Origin of the sequence: Cetobacterium sp. (assembly GCF_051653945.1) — a bacterium.
Lineage (GTDB): Bacteria > Fusobacteriota > Fusobacteriia > Fusobacteriales > Fusobacteriaceae > Cetobacterium_A.
Window position 1 is genome coordinate 1 of the sequence record NZ_JBOFXD010000055.1, and the last position, 16,596, is coordinate 16,596.

The 16,596-nt window shown below is 34.9% G+C and carries 32 protein-coding genes and 1 pseudogene; all 33 read left to right on the plus strand.

Features of this window, described 5'->3' with window-relative positions; genetic code table 11:
- Window positions 1-130, plus strand: a pseudogene (tuf, locus tag ACRC8M_RS05775) (elongation factor Tu); the annotation flags it as partial.
- Between the two features lie 206 nt (window positions 131-336).
- The gene (rpsJ, locus tag ACRC8M_RS05780) at window positions 337-648 is read left to right on the plus strand and encodes a 30S ribosomal protein S10 (RefSeq protein WP_023050803.1); all 312 of its coding nucleotides are present in this window, start codon (window positions 337-339) and stop codon (window positions 646-648) included.
- 182 nt (window positions 649-830) lie between these two features.
- A complete protein-coding gene (gene rplC / locus ACRC8M_RS05785; RefSeq protein WP_438528289.1) occupies window positions 831-1,457 on the plus strand; it encodes a 50S ribosomal protein L3 in 627 nt (208 codons plus the stop codon).
- Between the two features lie 30 nt (window positions 1,458-1,487).
- The gene (gene rplD, locus ACRC8M_RS05790) at window positions 1,488-2,120 is read left to right on the plus strand and encodes a 50S ribosomal protein L4 (RefSeq protein ID WP_294094494.1); all 633 of its coding nucleotides are present in this window, start codon (window positions 1,488-1,490) and stop codon (window positions 2,118-2,120) included.
- Window positions 2,120-2,407 (plus strand): 50S ribosomal protein L23, encoded by a 288-nt coding sequence (gene rplW, locus ACRC8M_RS05795; RefSeq protein WP_297431515.1) that lies wholly within the window; start codon window positions 2,120-2,122, stop codon window positions 2,405-2,407. The genes rplD and rplW overlap by 1 nt, the downstream gene beginning before the upstream one ends.
- Window positions 2,408-2,496: 89 nt before the next feature.
- Window positions 2,497-3,327: a 50S ribosomal protein L2 gene (gene rplB, locus ACRC8M_RS05800; protein WP_023050807.1), complete on the plus strand. Its 831-nt coding sequence runs from the start codon at window positions 2,497-2,499 to the stop codon at window positions 3,325-3,327.
- Window positions 3,328-3,351: 24 nt separating this feature from the next.
- Entirely contained in the window at window positions 3,352-3,633 is a 282-nt protein-coding gene (rpsS, locus tag ACRC8M_RS05805; RefSeq protein WP_023050808.1) for a 30S ribosomal protein S19, read from the plus strand.
- A gap of 47 nt (window positions 3,634-3,680) precedes the next feature.
- The gene (gene rplV / locus ACRC8M_RS05810; RefSeq protein ID WP_023050809.1) at window positions 3,681-4,013 is read left to right on the plus strand and encodes a 50S ribosomal protein L22; all 333 of its coding nucleotides are present in this window, start codon (window positions 3,681-3,683) and stop codon (window positions 4,011-4,013) included.
- Between the two features lie 15 nt (window positions 4,014-4,028).
- Window positions 4,029-4,685, plus strand: a complete 657-nt coding sequence (gene rpsC, locus ACRC8M_RS05815) for a 30S ribosomal protein S3 (RefSeq protein WP_023050810.1) — start codon at window positions 4,029-4,031, stop codon at window positions 4,683-4,685.
- A gap of 2 nt (window positions 4,686-4,687) precedes the next feature.
- Entirely contained in the window at window positions 4,688-5,110 is a 423-nt protein-coding gene (gene rplP, locus ACRC8M_RS05820; RefSeq protein ID WP_023050811.1) for a 50S ribosomal protein L16, read from the plus strand.
- Window positions 5,110-5,292 carry a 50S ribosomal protein L29 gene (gene rpmC, locus ACRC8M_RS05825; protein ID WP_023050812.1) on the plus strand — a complete coding sequence of 61 codons (183 nt, stop codon included), beginning with the start codon at window positions 5,110-5,112 and terminating at the stop codon, window positions 5,290-5,292. The genes rplP and rpmC overlap by 1 nt, the downstream gene beginning before the upstream one ends.
- A 50-nt stretch (window positions 5,293-5,342) precedes the next feature.
- Window positions 5,343-5,594: a 30S ribosomal protein S17 gene (rpsQ, locus tag ACRC8M_RS05830; protein ID WP_023050813.1), complete on the plus strand. Its 252-nt coding sequence runs from the start codon at window positions 5,343-5,345 to the stop codon at window positions 5,592-5,594.
- A gap of 34 nt (window positions 5,595-5,628) precedes the next feature.
- Window positions 5,629-5,997: a 50S ribosomal protein L14 gene (rplN, locus tag ACRC8M_RS05835; RefSeq protein WP_320313941.1), complete on the plus strand. Its 369-nt coding sequence runs from the start codon at window positions 5,629-5,631 to the stop codon at window positions 5,995-5,997.
- Between the two features lie 22 nt (window positions 5,998-6,019).
- Window positions 6,020-6,361 carry a 50S ribosomal protein L24 gene (rplX, locus tag ACRC8M_RS05840; protein ID WP_297431507.1) on the plus strand — a complete coding sequence of 114 codons (342 nt, stop codon included), beginning with the start codon at window positions 6,020-6,022 and terminating at the stop codon, window positions 6,359-6,361.
- A gap of 18 nt (window positions 6,362-6,379) precedes the next feature.
- Window positions 6,380-6,931 (plus strand): 50S ribosomal protein L5, encoded by a 552-nt coding sequence (rplE, locus tag ACRC8M_RS05845; RefSeq protein ID WP_438528290.1) that lies wholly within the window; start codon window positions 6,380-6,382, stop codon window positions 6,929-6,931.
- Window positions 6,932-6,953: 22 nt separating this feature from the next.
- On the plus strand, window positions 6,954-7,241 hold the full coding sequence (rpsN, locus tag ACRC8M_RS05850; protein ID WP_023050817.1) for a 30S ribosomal protein S14: 288 nt from the start codon (window positions 6,954-6,956) through the stop codon (window positions 7,239-7,241).
- 23 nt (window positions 7,242-7,264) lie between these two features.
- On the plus strand, window positions 7,265-7,660 hold the full coding sequence (gene rpsH, locus ACRC8M_RS05855) for a 30S ribosomal protein S8 (RefSeq protein WP_297431503.1): 396 nt from the start codon (window positions 7,265-7,267) through the stop codon (window positions 7,658-7,660).
- Between the two features lie 18 nt (window positions 7,661-7,678).
- Window positions 7,679-8,215 carry a 50S ribosomal protein L6 gene (rplF, locus tag ACRC8M_RS05860; RefSeq protein WP_438528291.1) on the plus strand — a complete coding sequence of 179 codons (537 nt, stop codon included), beginning with the start codon at window positions 7,679-7,681 and terminating at the stop codon, window positions 8,213-8,215.
- 47 nt (window positions 8,216-8,262) lie between these two features.
- Window positions 8,263-8,631 (plus strand): 50S ribosomal protein L18, encoded by a 369-nt coding sequence (rplR, locus tag ACRC8M_RS05865; protein WP_438516026.1) that lies wholly within the window; start codon window positions 8,263-8,265, stop codon window positions 8,629-8,631.
- 24 nt (window positions 8,632-8,655) lie between these two features.
- Window positions 8,656-9,156 carry a 30S ribosomal protein S5 gene (gene rpsE, locus ACRC8M_RS05870; RefSeq protein ID WP_438528292.1) on the plus strand — a complete coding sequence of 167 codons (501 nt, stop codon included), beginning with the start codon at window positions 8,656-8,658 and terminating at the stop codon, window positions 9,154-9,156.
- 13 nt (window positions 9,157-9,169) lie between these two features.
- Window positions 9,170-9,352 (plus strand): 50S ribosomal protein L30, encoded by a 183-nt coding sequence (gene rpmD, locus ACRC8M_RS05875; protein ID WP_023050822.1) that lies wholly within the window; start codon window positions 9,170-9,172, stop codon window positions 9,350-9,352.
- Window positions 9,353-9,355: 3 nt separating this feature from the next.
- On the plus strand, window positions 9,356-9,835 hold the full coding sequence (rplO, locus tag ACRC8M_RS05880; protein WP_023050823.1) for a 50S ribosomal protein L15: 480 nt from the start codon (window positions 9,356-9,358) through the stop codon (window positions 9,833-9,835).
- A gap of 37 nt (window positions 9,836-9,872) precedes the next feature.
- A complete protein-coding gene (gene secY / locus ACRC8M_RS05885; protein WP_023050824.1) occupies window positions 9,873-11,153 on the plus strand; it encodes a preprotein translocase subunit SecY in 1,281 nt (426 codons plus the stop codon).
- 57 nt (window positions 11,154-11,210) lie between these two features.
- Window positions 11,211-11,852, plus strand: a complete 642-nt coding sequence (locus ACRC8M_RS05890; protein ID WP_438528293.1) for an adenylate kinase — start codon at window positions 11,211-11,213, stop codon at window positions 11,850-11,852.
- Between the two features lie 24 nt (window positions 11,853-11,876).
- Window positions 11,877-12,644 (plus strand): type I methionyl aminopeptidase, encoded by a 768-nt coding sequence (map, locus tag ACRC8M_RS05895; protein WP_438528294.1) that lies wholly within the window; start codon window positions 11,877-11,879, stop codon window positions 12,642-12,644.
- Window positions 12,645-12,736: 92 nt separating this feature from the next.
- Window positions 12,737-12,955, plus strand: coding sequence for a translation initiation factor IF-1 (gene infA, locus ACRC8M_RS05900; RefSeq protein ID WP_040407300.1), 219 nt, complete (start codon window positions 12,737-12,739; stop codon window positions 12,953-12,955).
- 28 nt (window positions 12,956-12,983) lie between these two features.
- Entirely contained in the window at window positions 12,984-13,097 is a 114-nt protein-coding gene (rpmJ, locus tag ACRC8M_RS05905) for a 50S ribosomal protein L36 (RefSeq protein ID WP_040407302.1), read from the plus strand.
- Window positions 13,098-13,251: 154 nt separating this feature from the next.
- Window positions 13,252-13,608, plus strand: a complete 357-nt coding sequence (rpsM, locus tag ACRC8M_RS05910; protein ID WP_023050828.1) for a 30S ribosomal protein S13 — start codon at window positions 13,252-13,254, stop codon at window positions 13,606-13,608.
- Window positions 13,609-13,664: 56 nt separating this feature from the next.
- Window positions 13,665-14,054, plus strand: a complete 390-nt coding sequence (rpsK, locus tag ACRC8M_RS05915; protein WP_023050829.1) for a 30S ribosomal protein S11 — start codon at window positions 13,665-13,667, stop codon at window positions 14,052-14,054.
- Between the two features lie 61 nt (window positions 14,055-14,115).
- A complete protein-coding gene (gene rpsD, locus ACRC8M_RS05920) occupies window positions 14,116-14,703 on the plus strand; it encodes a 30S ribosomal protein S4 (protein ID WP_438528295.1) in 588 nt (195 codons plus the stop codon).
- Between the two features lie 26 nt (window positions 14,704-14,729).
- The gene (locus ACRC8M_RS05925) at window positions 14,730-15,707 is read left to right on the plus strand and encodes a DNA-directed RNA polymerase subunit alpha (RefSeq protein WP_023050831.1); all 978 of its coding nucleotides are present in this window, start codon (window positions 14,730-14,732) and stop codon (window positions 15,705-15,707) included.
- A gap of 24 nt (window positions 15,708-15,731) precedes the next feature.
- Window positions 15,732-16,082: a 50S ribosomal protein L17 gene (gene rplQ, locus ACRC8M_RS05930; RefSeq protein WP_023050832.1), complete on the plus strand. Its 351-nt coding sequence runs from the start codon at window positions 15,732-15,734 to the stop codon at window positions 16,080-16,082.
- Between the two features lie 230 nt (window positions 16,083-16,312).
- Window positions 16,313-16,513: a cold-shock protein gene (locus ACRC8M_RS05935; protein WP_438528296.1), complete on the plus strand. Its 201-nt coding sequence runs from the start codon at window positions 16,313-16,315 to the stop codon at window positions 16,511-16,513.
- Window positions 16,514-16,596 lie beyond the last annotated feature (83 nt).

Consider the following 16,596-nt stretch of genomic DNA (forward strand, 5'->3'; position numbering starts at 1 on the left):
GCCAGGAGACAACATTGAGATGACGGTAGAGTTAATCCACCCGATTGCAATGGAGCCAGGATTAAGATTCGCGATCAGAGAGGGAGGAAGAACAGTAGCTTCTGGAGTTGTTGCAGAAATTACTAAGTAATCTTACTTAAATATATAGTGAAAATTAGTTCATATAGAAGGGGACTTCGTCCCCTTTTATATTCTTAAAAAAGCTAGATAAAAAAACTTTTAAATAAAAACAAAAAACATTTGCTTTTTGTAAAAAATGTGATATAATTACCAGAGTGTACAAAAGAATTATTTGATTCTTTTAATCGAAACTTTTAAGGAGGTGCGAAAAGTAAAATGGCTTCTAACAAGTTAAGAATTTACTTAAAAGCTTATGATCACACTTTATTAGATCAATCAGCTAAAAAAATAGTAGAAGTAGCAAAGAAATCTGGAGCAGAAATTGCAGGACCTATGCCACTACCTACAAAGATTAAAAAATATACTGTACTAAGATCAGTACACGTAAACAAAGACTCGAGAGAGCAATTCGAGATGAGAGTGCACAGAAGAATGGTAGAGATTAAAAACTCTAACCCTAAGACAATTGCTTCTTTAACAGCAGTTAACTTACCAGCTGGTGTTGGAATCGAAATAAAGCAAGCATAATTGTTTGAATGAAAAGATTCTGAGAAAAAAGCAGACGGCTGATTTTCGGGTAATTTGATGCTAATTGAAGAATTAAATTATCCTTACAGAATAATACAAGTTGGCGTTTTTTTTAAAGAAAAAGTGGTGGAACCACGAGGGCAAGTTGTCAACCAATATATTATTTGATGGAGGTAAAACACATGTCAGGAATTTTAGCAAAAAAAATTGGAATGACTCAAATTTTCGAAGATGGAAAATTTATTCCAGTTACAGTTGTTGAAGCTGGACCTAACTATGTTCTTCAAAAGAAGACTGTAGAGAATGATGGTTACTCAGCTTTACAATTAGGATTTGACGAAAAAAGAGAAAAAAATACTACAAAGCCATTAATGGGAATTTTTAACAAAGCTGGTGTAAAGCCGTTAAGATTTGTTAAAGAGTTAAAAGTTGATTCAGTAGAAGGAATCGAACTTGGACAAGAGATCAAAGTAGATGCTTTAGCAGAGGTTGCTTTCGTAGACATTACAGGAACTTCAAAAGGTAAAGGAACATCAGGAGTTATGAAGAGACATAACTTTAGTGGAAACAGAGCTTCACACGGTGTTTCAAGAAACCACAGACTTGGAGGATCTATAGGAATGTCGTCTTGGCCTGGAAAAGTTCTTAAGAACAAGAAAATGGCTGGACAATACGGAAATGCAACTGTAACAGTTCAAAACTTAAAAATTGTTAAAGTTGACGCAGAAAACAACTTACTACTAATTAAAGGTGCAGTACCTGGTCCAAAGAACGGATATATCGTTGTAAAGCCAGCTGTAAAGAAATAATTAGTTAGTAGATGAGGAAGGAGGAAAATAATGGCAGTTTTAAACATATATGACTTAGCAGGGAACCAAACTGGTACTGTAGAAGTTAAAGATTCTGTATTTGGAATCGAGCCTAATCAAGCAGTATTACATGAAGTATTAACTGCAGAGTTAGCAGCTGCTAGACAAGGAACTGCAGCTACTAAAACTAGAGCTATGGTTAAAGGTGGAGGAAGAAAGCCTTTTAAACAAAAAGGAACTGGAAGAGCTAGACAAGGTTCTATAAGAGCTCCACATATGGTAGGTGGAGGAGTAACATTCGGACCACAACCAAGATCATATGAGAAAAAAGTAAACAAAAAAGTAAGAAATCTTGCTTTAAGATCAGCACTTTCTGCGAAAGTTGCTGCTGGAGAAATCTTAGTTCTTGATGGAACTATCGAAACTCCAAAAACAAAAACAATAATCGCTTTAACAAATGCTTTAACAGCAAACACAAAGCAATTATTCGTTGTAAATGACCTTGCTACAGAAGCTGATTACAACTTATACTTATCAGCTAGAAACTTAGAGAACGCAGTAGTTCTTCAACCGAATGAGATTGGAGTTTACTGGTTATTAAAGCAAGAGAAAGTTATCGTAACTAAGGAAGCGTTAACGACAATCGAGGAGGTGCTTGCATAATGACTGCTTACGATATCGTAAAGAAGCCTGTAATCACTGAAAAAACTGAGATTTTAAGAAGAGATTACAACAAGTACACATTTGAGGTAAGTCCTAAAGCAAATAAAGTTGAGATCAGAAAAGCTATCGAAACTATATTTAACGTAAAAGTTGAATCTGTAGCTACAATCAACGTAAAGTCAATTACAAAAAGACATGGAATGAAACTTTACAAGACTCAAGCTAAGAAAAAAGCTATTGTTAAATTAGCTGCTGGGAACACAATAACTTACTTCGCAGAAGTATAATTGAAAGATAATTAGAGGTTTAGTTCTTTATATATAAAAGGATAAAGCTAAAGATAATTATAGGTCAGGAAATTTTGGAGGTTAACAAAATGGCAATTAGAAAGTTAAATGCTATAACTAATGGTACTAGACATATGTCTAGATTAGTTAACGAAGATTTAGATAAAGTTAGACCTGAAAAGTCTTTAACTACTCCATTAAAATCTGCTTATGGTAGAGATAACTATGGACACAGAACTTGTAGAAATAGAGACAAGGGACACAAAAGACTTTACAGAATCATCGACTTTAAAAGAAATAAATTAGATGTACCTGCAAAGGTAGTATCACTAGAGTACGATCCAAATAGAACTGCAAACATTGCATTACTATCGTACGCAGACGGAGAAAAGAGATATATTCTTGCTCCAAAGGGACTTAAAAAAGGTGATATCGTAATGGCTGGTTCAAATGCTGAAATAAAGCCAGGAAATGCTCTTAAATTAAAAGAGATGCCTGTTGGATCACAGATACACAACGTTGAGTTACAAAGAGGAAAGGGTGGACAATTAGTTAGATCTGCAGGAACTGCAGCAAGACTAGTTGCAAAAGAAGGAACTTACTGTCACGTTCAGTTACCATCAGGTGAATTAAGATTAATTCACGGAGAATGTATGGCAACTATCGGTGAAGTAGGAAACTCTGAGCACAGCCTAGTATCACTAGGTAAAGCTGGAAGAAACAGACACAAAGGAAGAAGACCTCACGTAAGAGGATCTGTAATGAACCCTTGTGATCACCCACACGGTGGAGGAGAAGGTAAAGCTCCAGTTGGAAGAAAATCTCCTATGACTCCTTGGGGTAAACCAGCTCATGGTGTTAAGACAAGAGGAAGAAAAACTTCGGACAAGTTTATCGTAAGAAGAAGAAACGAAAAGTAATTTTCGAGAGGAGGCTAATAGGTAATGGCTAGATCATTAAAAAAAGGACCTTTTTGTGACCACCACTTAATGAAAAAAGTTGAGGAAGCAGTAGCTACTGAGAATATAAAAGCGGTAATAAAGACTTGGTCTAGAAGATCAACAATATTCCCTAACTTTATAGGATTGACATTTGGTGTTTACAATGGTAAAAAGCACATACCAGTTCATGTAACTGAGCAAATGGTTGGACATAAACTAGGTGAGTTCGCACCAACTAGAACATACTATGGTCACGGTGTAGACAAAAAGAAAAAGAAAAAATAATCGATTTTAAATTAATAAATTGATAGTAGGAAAAGGAGGTTGGACTAGTGGAAGCTAGAGCAATAACTAGATTCGTAAGATTATCTCCAAGAAAAGCTAGACTTGTAGCAGACTTAGTGAGAGGAAAATCAGCATTAGAAGCTTTGGATACGTTAGAGTTTACTAACAAAAAAGCAGCTAGATTTATAAAGAAAACACTAGCATCAGCAATTGCTAATGCAACTAACAACTTCAACATGGACGAGGAGAAGTTAGTAGTATCAACTATAATGATAAACGACGGACCAGCGCTTAAGAGAATAATGCCAAGAGCGATGGGAAGAGCAGATATAATAAGAAAACCAACAGCACACATTGTTGTGGCAGTGTCTGAAAAGTAGTAAGGAGGTAAGACTGTGGGACAAAAAGTAGACCCTAGAGGACTGAGACTTGGAATAACAAGAACTTGGGATTCTATCTGGTATGCAGATAAAAAAGAATACGCAAAGTTCTTCCATGAAGATACAAAGATCAGAGAAATGATCAAAAAGAACTACTTCCACGCGGGAATTTCGAAGGTAAAAATCGAGAGAACTTCTCCGTCACACGTTGTAGTTTTAATACACACAGCTAAAGCTGGAATAATCATCGGAAGAAAAGGTTCTGAAATAGAATCATTAAGAGCTAAACTTGAAGCAATGACTGGAAGAAAAGTTACAGTTAAAGTTCAAGAGGTTAAAGAGTTTAATAAAGATGCAACTTTAGTTGCAGAAAATATAGCTACATCTATCGAGAAAAGAGTAGCTTACAAAAGAGCAGTAAGTCAAGCTGTTATGAGAGCAATGAAAGCAGGAGCAAAAGGAATCAAAGTTATGGTTTCTGGAAGATTAAATGGTGCTGAGATCGCAAGATCTGAGTGGGTAGTAGAAGGAAAAGTACCTCTACACACATTAAGAGCAGATATCGACTACGCAACAGCTACATCTCATACAACATATGGAGCTCTTGGAATCAAGGTTTGGATCTTCCACGGTGAAGTACTTCCAACTAAGAAGGAAGGAGGGGAAGCGTAATCATGTTAATGCCTAAAAGAACGAAACATAGAAAAATGTTTAGAGGAAGAATGAAGGGTACAGCTCAAAGAGGTAACACTGTTGCTTTCGGAGATTACGGATTACAAGCCCTTGAGCCAGCATGGATAACAAACAGACAGATTGAATCTTGTAGAGTTGGAATCAACAGAACATTCAAAAGAGAAGGTAAGACTTTCATTAGAATATTCCCAGATAAGCCAATTACTGCTAGACCAGCTGGAGTAAGAATGGGTAAAGGTAAAGGAAACGTAGAAGGTTGGGTAGCAGTAGTTAAACCTGGAAGAATAATGTTCGAGGTATCTGGTGTTACTGAAGAGAAAGCAATAGCAGCTTTAAGAAAAGCTTCTATGAAACTTCCTATCAGATGTAAGATTGTAAAAAGAGAGAATGGTGGTGAGAACTAATGAGAGCTAAGGAAATAAGAGAAATATCTACTGAAGACTTAGTAGTAAAGTGTAAAGAGCTTAAGGAAGAACTTTTCAACCTAAAGTTTCAACTTTCATTAGGACAAGTAACTAACACTGCTAAGATTAGAGAAGTAAGAAGAGAGATCGCAAGAATAAACACTATATTAAACGAAAGATAATTAAATCTTAAAGTTAGAATATAGATTCTTAAGAAGAGGAGGTCAAAATCTTGAGAAACGAGAGAAAAGTAAGAGAAGGAATCGTTGTTTCTGATAAGATGGACAAGACGATAGTTGTTGCTATCGAAACAATGACATTACACCCAATCTACAAAAAGAGAGTTAAGAAGACTATGAAGTTCAAAGCACATGACGAGAACAACGTAGCTCAAACTGGAGATAAAGTAAGAATCATGGAAACTAGACCATTATCTAGAGATAAGAGATGGAGACTAGTTGATATTATAGAGAAAGCTAGATAATAATCCAAATTATTGTTGAGAGGAGGATAATTTAATGGTACAACAACAAACTATCCTTAATGTTGCTGATAACTCGGGAGCTAAAAAACTTATGGTTATAAGAGTTCTTGGAGGATCTAGAAGAAGATTCGGAAGAATCGGTGACATTGTTGTGGCATCAGTTAAGGAAGCAATACCTGGTGGAAACGTTAAAAAAGGAGACGTAGTAAAAGCAGTTATTGTTAGAACAAGAAAAGAGTTAAGAAGAGAAGATGGATCATATATTAAATTTGATGATAACGCAGCTGTTATCTTAAATAACAATAATGACCCAAAAGCAACAAGAATCTTCGGACCAGTTGCAAGAGAATTAAGAGCTAAAGACTTCATGAAGATAGTTTCACTAGCTCCAGAAGTAATATAATTGAGAGAGGAGGCTAATTGTCGTGGCTAAACCTAAGATTAAATTTGTACCAGAGTCATTACATGTAAAAACTGGAGATACAGTTTACGTAATATCTGGAAAAGATAAAGGAAAAACAGGTAAGGTTTTAAAAGTATTCCCTAAAAAAGGAAAGATCGTTATTGAGAACATCAATATGATCACAAAACATATGAAACCTTCACAAATAAACCCACAAGGTGGAGTTGTAACTAAACCAGCTCCAATGTTCTCTTCAAAAGTAATGTTATTTGATGAGAAAGCTGGTAAACCAACTAGAGTTGGATACAAGTTTGTGGACGGTAAAAAAGTAAGATACTCTAAAGTATCTGGAGAAACTTTATAAGAGAGGAGGAGAACGTAAGTGTCTAAATACGTTTCTAGATATCATAAGTTATATAACGAAACGATAGTTGCTAACTTAGTAAAAGAGTTAGGATTATCTAACGTTATGGAATGTCCAAAATTAGACAGAATCGTTGTTAACATGGGAGTAGGAGAGGCAACTCAAAACACTAAGTTAATCGATGCTGCAATGGCTGATTTAGCAATAATCACAGGACAAAAACCAGTTGTAAGAAAAGCAAAAAAATCAGAAGCTGGATTTAAGTTAAGAGAAGGAATGCCAATCGGTGCAAAAGTTACTTTAAGAAAAGAGAGAATGTACGATTTTCTAGATAGATTAGTAAATGTAGTTCTTCCAAGAGTAAGAGACTTCGAAGGAGTTCCAGCGGATTCATTCGACGGAAGAGGAAACTACTCTTTAGGATTAAGAGATCAATTAGTTTTCCCTGAGATCGAATTTGATAAAGTTGACAAGCTTTTAGGAATGTCTATCACTATAGTATCTTCAGCTAAAACAGATGAAGAAGGAAGAGCTTTACTTAAGGCATTTGGAATGCCTTTTAAAAAGTAAATAGTGAGGAGGTTAATAATAAATGGCTAAAAAGTCAATGATCGCTAGAGAAGTTAAAAGAACAACTTTATGCGACAAATATGCTGAAAAGAGAGCTGAGCTGAAGAAGAGAATCAACGAGGGAGATATGGAAGCTATGTTTGAGCTAAACAAATTACCTAAGAACTCTTCAGAAGTTAGAAAGAAAAATAGATGTCAATTAGATGGAAGACCAAGAGGATTCATGAGAGAATTCGGAATTTCGAGAGTTAAGTTCAGACAATTAGCAGGTGCTGGACTTATTCCAGGTGTGAAGAAGTCATCTTGGTAATTGATGAAAGGAGGATTTAATAGATGTTTTTAACAGATCCAATTGCAGATATGTTAACAAGAGTTAGAAATGCAAATGCTGTAATGCATGAGAAAACAGATGTTCCTCACTCTAACATAAAAGAGAGAATCGCTGAGATTTTAAAAGAAGAGGGATATATTTCTAACTATAAAATTGTAACAGATGGAAATAAAAAGAATATAAGAGTATACTTAAAGTATGACGGAAAAGAAAGAGTAATCAAAGGAATCAAGAGAATATCTAAGCCAGGAAGAAGAGTTTACTCTTCTGTAGAGGATATGCCAAGAGTATTATCAGGTTTAGGAATCGCTATTGTTTCAACTTCTAAAGGAATCGTAACAGATAGAACTGCTAGAAGAGAAAACATGGGTGGAGAAATTCTTGCATTCGTTTGGTAATAACTAGGAGGTAGCCATATGTCAAGAGTAGGTAAAAAGATCATAGTGGTACCTGCTGGGGTAGAAGTTACATTAGCTGCAGGAAACGTAGTTACTGTAAAAGGACCTAAAGGTACTTTAACTAAAAAGTTTAACGAAGAGTTAACAATAAATGTAGAAAACAATGAGATCACAGTTGCAAGACCAAACGATCTACCAGCTGTAAGAGCTATACACGGAACTACAAGAGCACTTTTAAACAACATGATTGTTGGAGTAGCTGAAGGTTTCAAGAAAACTCTTACACTTGTTGGAGTTGGATACAGAGCTACTGAGAAGGATGCGGGATTAGAGATGGCTTTAGGTTATTCTCACCCAGTTGTAATCACTGCTGTTGAAGGAATCAAAATGACAGTTGAGAAAAATACAACTATCCACATTGAAGGAATAGAGAAAGATGTAGTAGGACAAGTTGCTGCTGACATCAGATCTAAAAGAGCTCCAGAGCCTTACAAAGGAAAAGGAGTTAAGTATTCTGACGAAGTAATCAGAAGAAAAGAAGGTAAGAAATCATAATACTAACTAATAAAAGTTAGTGTGCTGAGAATAAGGAGGTTAAAAAGTTGTTTAAGAGAGTTAATAGAGACGCTATTAGAAGAAGAAAGCACTTATCTATCAGAAGCAAGATTTCTGGTACAGCTGAGAGACCAAGACTTTCTATATATAGATCAAACAACAACATTTTTGCTCAATTAGTTGATGACGTAAATGGAGTAACTTTAGTTTCTGCATCTACTATCGATAAAGAGATCAAAGGAAATGTAAAGAACGGTGGAAACATCGAGTCAGCTAAGCTAGTTGGAAAAGCAATCGCTGAGAGAGCTGTAGCAAAAGAGATATCTGTTATAGTATTTGACAGATCTGGATATAAATACACAGGAAGAGTAGCTGCCCTTGCAGAGGCTGCAAGAGAAGCAGGACTTAAATTCTAATTCTTGTAGAGAGGAGGACTTCACTTGTCTAAGTTAGTTAAAGAAGAAAAACAATTTCAAGAGAAATTATTGAAGATTTCTAGAGTTTCTAAGACAACTAAAGGAGGAAGAACTATATCTTTCTCTGTTTTAGCTGCTGTAGGAGACGCTGAAGGAAACGTAGGAATAGGACTAGGAAAAGCGAATGGTGTACCTGATGCAATCAGAAAAGCAATCGCTGCTGCTAAGAAAAACATGGTAAAGGTTTCATTAAAAGGAACGACTATTCCTCACGAAATCGTTGGTAAATGGGGAGCAACATCTATATGGATGGCACCAGCTTATGAAGGTACTGGAGTTATCGCAGGATCATCTTGTAGAGAGATTCTTGAGTTAGCAGGAGTACATAACATCCTTACAAAAATTAAAGGATCAAGAAATAAGTTCAACGTTGCAAGAGCTACAATTGAAGGATTAGCAGCATTAAGAACTGCTGAAGAAGTTGCAGCTTTAAGAGGAAAAGAAGTAAAGGAAATCTTAAGCTAGGAGGTAAAAAAAGATGGCAAAGCTTAGAATAGAGCTTGTAAAAAGCATAATCGGAAGAAAGCCTAACCATATAGCAACTGCAAAGTCGCTAGGGCTTAAGAAGATGAATGATGTTAGAGAGCACAATGTAACTCCAGAATTAATGGGGAAAATTGCTCAAATATCTTACCTAATAAAAGTAGAGGAGGTGCAATAATCAATGAAATTAAATGAATTAAAGCCTTCTGTACCAAGAAAAGCTAGAAAAAGAATCGGAAGAGGAGAGTCTTCTGGATTAGGAAAGACTGCTGGAAAAGGAAGCAATGGACAAAACTCTAGAGCTGGAGGAGGGGTAAAACCTTACTTCGAGGGTGGACAAATGCCTTTATACAGAAGAACTCCAAAGAGAGGATTCTCTAACGCAATATTCAGAAAAGATTATGCAATAATAAACTTATGTGATTTAAATAGATTCGAAGAGGGAACAGAAGTAACTCCAGAGTTATTAGTAGCTGCTGGTGTTATAAAGAAAACTCTTGCTGGAATCAAAGTTTTAGGAAATGGAGAGCTTGAGAAGAAAGTATCTGTAAAAGCTCACAAAGTTTCTGCTTCTGCGAAAGCAGCTATTGAAGCAAAAGGTGGATCTGTAGAGATTCTTGAAGTTAAAACTTTTGCTGATGTAGCAAAGAATAACAAGTAATTAAAAGACTAGTTATTTCAATGTGAGGTGAAGAATTTTGGGTTTAATTGAAAAGTTTGAAACGAAGCTTAGAGGTATATTTAAAATTCCGGAACTGAGAGAGAGAATCATCTTCACCTTATTAATGTTCCTAGTAGCTAGGGTAGGGACATATATCCCTGCTCCTGGTGTGGACATTGATCGTTTAGCTCAAATGACTGCGCAAAGTGATTTACTAGGATATATTAATATGTTCTCAGGTGGGGCTTTCCAAAGAGTATCTATATTTGCATTGGGAATTGTACCATATATCAATTCATCAATTGTATTTAGTTTACTTGCTGTAATTATTCCTAAGATTGAAGAGATTCAAAAAGAGGGAGAATCAGGAAGAAACAAGATTACTCAATGGACTAGATACCTAACAATTGTAATAGCTATAGTCCAAGGAATTGGAGTATGCACTTGGTTACAATCGGTAGGATTAGTAACAACACCAGGGTTTACATTTTTCTTAACAACAATAACAACTTTAACGGCAGGAACAATATTTTTAATGTGGGTAGGGGAACAGATATCTATCAAAGGTATAGGTAACGGAGTTTCGCTACTAATCTTTTTAAATGTTATTTCAGGAGCTCCAGGAGCTGTTATTCAAACTATACAAGATATGAGAGGGAGTAAGTTTCTTATTCCTGTTTTGTTATTAGTGGGGATTGCTGCAATTATAACAATTGCGGGAATTGTTGTATTCCAATTAGGGCAAAGAAAAATACCAGTTCACTACGTAGGAAGAGGATTTGCTGGAAATAATGGAATGGGTCAGAATTCATATATTCCATTGAAGTTGAATAGTTCAGGAGTAATGCCTGTAATATTTGCTTCAGTGGTGATGATGATACCTTCTTTAGTAGTAAACATGCTTCCCGGAGAGTTTTCTGGAAAGGTAATACTTGCTAGAATATTTGGTGACCAGCATCCTGTATATTTAATACTATATGCTGCTGTAATTATATTCTTCTCGTTCTTCTATACTTCAATAGTTTTCGATCCTGAAAAGGTTGCAGAAAACTTAAAACAAGGTGGAGGTACGATTCCAAGTATTAGACCTGGAGCAGATACGGCTGATTATCTTGAAGGAGTTGTAACTAGAATAACTTGGGGTGGAGCTATATTTTTAGCTTTAATCGCAATTGCACCTATGGTACTATTTAAAGCTTTTGGACTACCAATATTCTTTGGTGGTACAGGAATAATAATAGTAGTAGGGGTAGCACTAGATACTGTACAACAGATAGATGCTCACCTTATCATGAAAGAGTATAAGGGATTTTTATAAAATCTTGGCACGGCATATGTCGTGCCCTTTTTATTTTAAATAAAGGAGATGAAAGTAATGAATATAATGTTATTCGGAGCACCTGGTGCTGGAAAAGGAACACAAGCAAAATTCATAATTGATAAGTATGGAATTCCACAAATTTCAACTGGAGATATGCTAAGAGCAGCTATATCAGAAGGAACTGAAATGGGAATGGAAGCTAAAAAATTTATGGATGAAGGAAAATTAGTTCCAGATTCAACTATCATAGGAATAATAAAAGATAGATTGTCGCAAGAAGATTGTAAAAAAGGATTTATTCTAGATGGATTTCCAAGAACATTAGCTCAAGCTGAAGCGTTAGAAATATTATTAAAAGAGTTAAATATGAGTTTAGATAAAGTTATTTCTTTAAATGTTCCAGATGAATTAATAGTTGGAAGAGTAGTTGGAAGAAGAGTTTGTCCAAACTGTGGAGCATCTTTCCATATAGAAAATAACCCTCCAAAGGTAGAAGGAAAGTGTGACTACTGTGGATCAGATTTAATCATAAGAAAAGATGATAATAAGGACACTGTGGAAAAAAGATTATCTGCATATCATGAGCAAACAGCTCCTCTATTTAATTTCTACTCTGAAAGAGGAGTAATGGTAGAGTTAGATGGAACTAAAGAGATAAATGAGATTGCAAAGGAAATCTTTAATATTTTAGGATAACTTTAGAAACCAGAAAGGAAAGTTATGGTTATAATAAAAACTAGAGAAGAAATAGAAAAAATAAAAAAACCTTGTCAATTGATAGCGAGATTATACACGGAATATTTACCAAAATATATTAAACCAGGTATTTCAACGTATGAATTAAATAAGGTAATTGAAGAATATTTAATTGAAAATGGAGCTGAACCAGCAACAATAGGAGTTGGTGGGCCAATAAATCCTTATCCAGCAGGTTCTTGTATATCTGTAAATGAAGAGGTAGTTCATGGAGTTCCAAAGAATAATAGAATTCTTCAAAATGGAGATATAGTAAGTGTTGATGTAGTGGCAAGAATGGATGGATTCTATGGAGATTCAGCAATAACATTTGCAGTTGGTGAAATCGATGAAGAGTCACAAAAATTAATAGATGTTACTAGAGAAGCAAGAAGAATTGGAATTGAAGAAGCAGTTGCAGGAAATAGACTTGGTGACATAGGAAATGCAATCCAAAAATATGTAGAGTCAAATGGATTTACTGTAGTTAAAGATTTTGCTGGGCACGGAGTAGGAAAAGCTATGCATGAAGATCCTTGTATCCCGAACTTTGGTAGAAAAGGAAGAGGATTAAAAATCGAGGAAGGAATGGTTTTAGCCATAGAACCAATGGTTAATATTGGTACTTACAAAGTGAATATAACTGATGATGGATGGACAGTAGTAACAAGAGATGGGAAGCGTTCAGCACATTTTGAACACACTGTTGCCATAATAGATGGAAAACCTGTTGTTTTAACTGAGTTAGATTAATAAAAATAACAATAAAAATGTTAAAAAATTAGCTAGACTTTTTGTAAAATAAATGTTAAAATAATATGAATTTCTGTTCGATAGGAGGTAGTATGTCGAAAAAGGATGTTATCGAATTAGAAGGAACTATATTAGAGGCCCTTCCAAATGCGATGTTTAAGGTTGAATTAGAAAATGGACACACAATTTTAGGGCACATCTCTGGTAAAATGAGAATGAATTATATTAAAATTTTACCTGGAGACAAAGTAACGGTACAAATTTCCCCGTATGATTTATCTAGGGGAAGAATAGTATACAGAAAAAAGTAAAGTTATGATCACGAGAGGAGGTAATTAAGTGAAAGTAAGAGTATCAATTAAGCCTATTTGTGACAAATGTAAAGTTATCAAGAGACACGGGAAAATCAGAGTAATCTGTGAAAACCCTAAGCACAAACAAGTACAAGGATAACTTGAAAAGTTTTGCAAACTAGTACTGACATGGGAAGTACTGTAAAGGTATGTTAGGCTGTAGAGCTAGTACTCGAAAGAGGCATACCGAAGAAAGTCTTAGTCAGTTAATATACTGACGGATATATAAAATTTTCGGAAGAGGAGGAAGAATTTTGGCTAGAATCGCAGGAGTAGATATTCCTAGAAACAAAAGAATAGAGATTGCTCTAACTTACGTTTATGGAATTGGAAAACCAACTTCACAAAAAGTATTAACAGAAGCAGGAGTAAACTTTGACACTAGAGTAAAGGATTTAACTGAAGAAGAGTTAAACAAAATCAGAGCCATTGTTGAAACTATCAAGGTAGAGGGAGATCTTAGAAAAGAGATCAGACTTGCAATAAAGAGACTTATGGACATTAGATGTTACAGAGGTTCAAGACACAAGATGAACTTACCAGTAAGAGGACAAAAGTCAAAAACAAATGCAAGAACTAGAAAAGGACCTAAAAAGCCTATAAAGAGATAGTTTAAAGCTAATTGTAGTATATAAGAACGGAATTTTATCGTAAGGAGGTAGCTAAATTGGCTAAGAAGAAAGTAGCTAAAATCAAGAAGAAATTGAAAAATATTCCTAACGGAGTAGCTCATATACACTCAACTTTCAACAACACAATAGTAGCAATTACTGATGTGGAAGGTAAAGTAGTAAGCTGGAAATCAGGAGGAACTTCTGGTTTTAAAGGAACTAAAAAAGGAACTCCATTCGCAGCTCAAATCGCAGCAGAGCAAGCAGCTCATATTGCAATGGAAAACGGAATGAAGAAGGTTGAAGTAAAAGTGAAAGGACCTGGATCAGGTAGAGAAGCATGTATAAGATCTCTACAAGCAGCAGGATTAGAGGTTACAAAAATAACTGACGTAACTCCAGTTCCACACAACGGATGTAGACCACCAAAAAGAAGAAGAGTGTAGTACACTTTTCTAAGCTCATTATCGTAGAAATTTATTAAGTGTAAGGAGGAACAATAAAGAGATGGCAAGAAATAGACAACCTGTTTTAAAGAAATGTAGAGCTCTTGGAATCGACCCAGTTGTTTTAGGAGTTAACAAATCTTCTAATAGAGGGCCAAGACCAAATGCAAATAGAAAGCCTACAGAGTATGCAATTCAGTTAAACGAAAAGCAAAAAGCTAAATTTATATACAATGTAATGGAGAAGCAATTCAGAAAATTATATGATGAGGCTTCAAGAAAGGATGGAGTTACTGGTTTAACTTTAATCCAATATTTAGAGAGAAGATTAGAGAACGTAGTTTACAGACTAGGATTCGCTAAGACTAGAAGACAATCTAGACAAATAGTGTCTCACGGACACGTTGCTGTTAACGGAAGAAGAGTTAACATCGCATCTTATAGAGTAAAAGCAGGGGATGTAGTATCTGTAATTGAGAACTCAAAAAATATCGAGTTAATCAAATCTGCAGTAGAAGAGAAAACAGTTCCAGCATGGTTAGAGTTAGATAAAGCTAACTTCGCAGGAAAAGTTCTTCAGAACCCAACTAAAGACGATTTAGATTTCGATTTAAACGAAGCTTTAATAGTTGAGTTCTATTCAAGATAATAAATCCTTTGACAGGAGTTGATTAAATGTTAAAAATAGAAAAACATGCTAAGGGTATTAACATTACCGAATTAAAAACAAGTGACTTTTCTGGTCAATATGTTATAGAACCTTTATATAGAGGATATGGACATACAATTGGTAATGCTTTGAGAAGAGTTTTACTATCATCTATACCTGGTGCTGCCGTTAAAGGTGTTAGAATCGACGGAGTACTAAGCGAGTTTTCAGTTATGGAAGGTGTAAAAGAGGCTGTAACTGAGATAATGCTAAATGTAAAAGAGGTAGTAATAAAGGCAGAAACTGCTGGAGAAAGAAAAATGACTCTTTCTGCAAAGGGACCTAAGACTGTTACAGCTGCTGATATAATACCAGATATCGGATTAGAAATTGTAAATCCAGATCAAATTATTTGTACATTAACTACAGATAGAGAGATCGATATGGAATTCATAGTTGATACTGGTGAAGGATTTGTTGTTGCTGAAGAGATAGAGAAGAAAGATTGGGCTGTAGACTTTATAGCAGTTGATGCTATATATACACCAATCAGAAAAGTATCTTACTCAGTTCAGGATACAATGGTTGGAAGAATGACTGATTTCGATAAGTTAACTTTAAACATAGAAACAGACGGAAGTGTTGAAATAAGAGATGCTATTTCTTATGCAATAGAGCTTCTAAAGTATCATTTAGATCCATTCCTTGACTTAGGAAATAGAATGGACCACTTAAGAGTAGATCTTGAGGAAGAGGAGGAAACTCCTACATCAACTGCTAAGGCTGATGATGTATTAAATACAAGAATAGAAGAGCTAGATTTAACAGTTAGATCATTTAACTGTTTAAAGAAAGCTGGGATAGAGGAAGTTGGACAGTTGGCAAGAATGTCAATGAACGAACTTCTAAAAATAAAGAATCTAGGAAGAAAATCACTAGATGAGATCCTTGAAAAGATGAAAGAACTTGGGTTCGATCTAAATGGAAACGGATCTGTAGAATAATTAGATAAGGAGGCTAACTGACTAATGAACCACAATAAATCATATAGAAAGTTAGGGAGAAGAGCTGACCATAGAAAAGCTATGTTAATGAACTTAACAATATCTCTAATTTTATCAGATAGAATAGAAACTACTGTTACTAGAGCAAAAGAGCTTAGAAAGTTTGCTGAGAGAATGGTTACTCTTGGTAAAAAAGGAACTCTTGCGCACAGAAGACAAGCATTCGCTTTCTTAAGAAGCGAAGAGGCTGTAGCTAAGTTATTTAACGACTTAGCGCCAAAGTACGCTGAAAGAAACGGTGGATACACAAGAATCATCAGAACTTCTGTAAGAAAGGGAGATTCTGCTGAGATGGCTATAATCGAATTAGTTTAATTCTAATTCGTTTGAAAAGAGAACTACATTGTAGTTCTCTTTTTTTATTTAAATACTATAATAATAAACAAAATAAAAAAATGTCCTAATTTTAATTATTGTATACAAAAACTTTTTTTTCTTCAAAAAACAAACAAAATGTATTGCAAATTGGAGTTGTTTAATGTATAATATATCCATAAAGTGCCTAGGGGGACTTATATATACTTTTATATTATTCGGAGGTTAAGATGTTAAAGGGAACTGTTAAATGGTTTAACAAAGAAAAAGGATTTGGTTTTGTAACATGTGAAGAGGGAAAAGATTATTTTGTACACTTTACTGGAATTATTGGGGATGGATTTAGAACTTTAGAAGAGGGGCAAAATGTTTCATTTATCGTAGAAGATGGAAATAAAGGACCAATAGCTAAAGAAGTAACAGCAGCTTAATATAGATATGAAACCAAGAGTGAAATTAATATTTCACTCTTTTTTTTATAAAAAAATCAGAAAATATGTTAGAATATAGTATA

Coding starts and splice junctions, on each gene's coding strand:
- rpsN (WP_023050817.1), top strand. CDS start 6,954: ATGGCTAAAAAGTCAATGATCGCTAGAGAAGTTAAAAGAACAACTTTA.
- ACRC8M_RS05890 (WP_438528293.1), top strand. CDS start 11,211: ATGAATATAATGTTATTCGGAGCACCTGGTGCTGGAAAAGGAACACAA.
- rpmC (WP_023050812.1), top strand. CDS start 5,110: ATGAGAGCTAAGGAAATAAGAGAAATATCTACTGAAGACTTAGTAGTA.
- rplN (WP_320313941.1), top strand. CDS start 5,629: ATGGTACAACAACAAACTATCCTTAATGTTGCTGATAACTCGGGAGCT.
- rpsD (WP_438528295.1), top strand. CDS start 14,116: ATGGCAAGAAATAGACAACCTGTTTTAAAGAAATGTAGAGCTCTTGGA.
- rpsS (WP_023050808.1), top strand. CDS start 3,352: ATGGCTAGATCATTAAAAAAAGGACCTTTTTGTGACCACCACTTAATG.
- rplO (WP_023050823.1), top strand. CDS start 9,356: ATGAAATTAAATGAATTAAAGCCTTCTGTACCAAGAAAAGCTAGAAAA.
- rplB (WP_023050807.1), top strand. CDS start 2,497: ATGGCAATTAGAAAGTTAAATGCTATAACTAATGGTACTAGACATATG.
- map (WP_438528294.1), top strand. CDS start 11,877: ATGGTTATAATAAAAACTAGAGAAGAAATAGAAAAAATAAAAAAACCT.
- rplD (WP_294094494.1), top strand. CDS start 1,488: ATGGCAGTTTTAAACATATATGACTTAGCAGGGAACCAAACTGGTACT.
- rplQ (WP_023050832.1), top strand. CDS start 15,732: ATGAACCACAATAAATCATATAGAAAGTTAGGGAGAAGAGCTGACCAT.
- rpmD (WP_023050822.1), top strand. CDS start 9,170: ATGGCAAAGCTTAGAATAGAGCTTGTAAAAAGCATAATCGGAAGAAAG.
- infA (WP_040407300.1), top strand. CDS start 12,737: ATGTCGAAAAAGGATGTTATCGAATTAGAAGGAACTATATTAGAGGCC.
- rplW (WP_297431515.1), top strand. CDS start 2,120: ATGACTGCTTACGATATCGTAAAGAAGCCTGTAATCACTGAAAAAACT.
- rplF (WP_438528291.1), top strand. CDS start 7,679: ATGTCAAGAGTAGGTAAAAAGATCATAGTGGTACCTGCTGGGGTAGAA.
- ACRC8M_RS05925 (WP_023050831.1), top strand. CDS start 14,730: ATGTTAAAAATAGAAAAACATGCTAAGGGTATTAACATTACCGAATTA.
- rplC (WP_438528289.1), top strand. CDS start 831: ATGTCAGGAATTTTAGCAAAAAAAATTGGAATGACTCAAATTTTCGAA.
- ACRC8M_RS05935 (WP_438528296.1), top strand. CDS start 16,313: ATGTTAAAGGGAACTGTTAAATGGTTTAACAAAGAAAAAGGATTTGGT.
- rpsH (WP_297431503.1), top strand. CDS start 7,265: ATGTTTTTAACAGATCCAATTGCAGATATGTTAACAAGAGTTAGAAAT.
- rpsJ (WP_023050803.1), top strand. CDS start 337: ATGGCTTCTAACAAGTTAAGAATTTACTTAAAAGCTTATGATCACACT.
- rplP (WP_023050811.1), top strand. CDS start 4,688: ATGTTAATGCCTAAAAGAACGAAACATAGAAAAATGTTTAGAGGAAGA.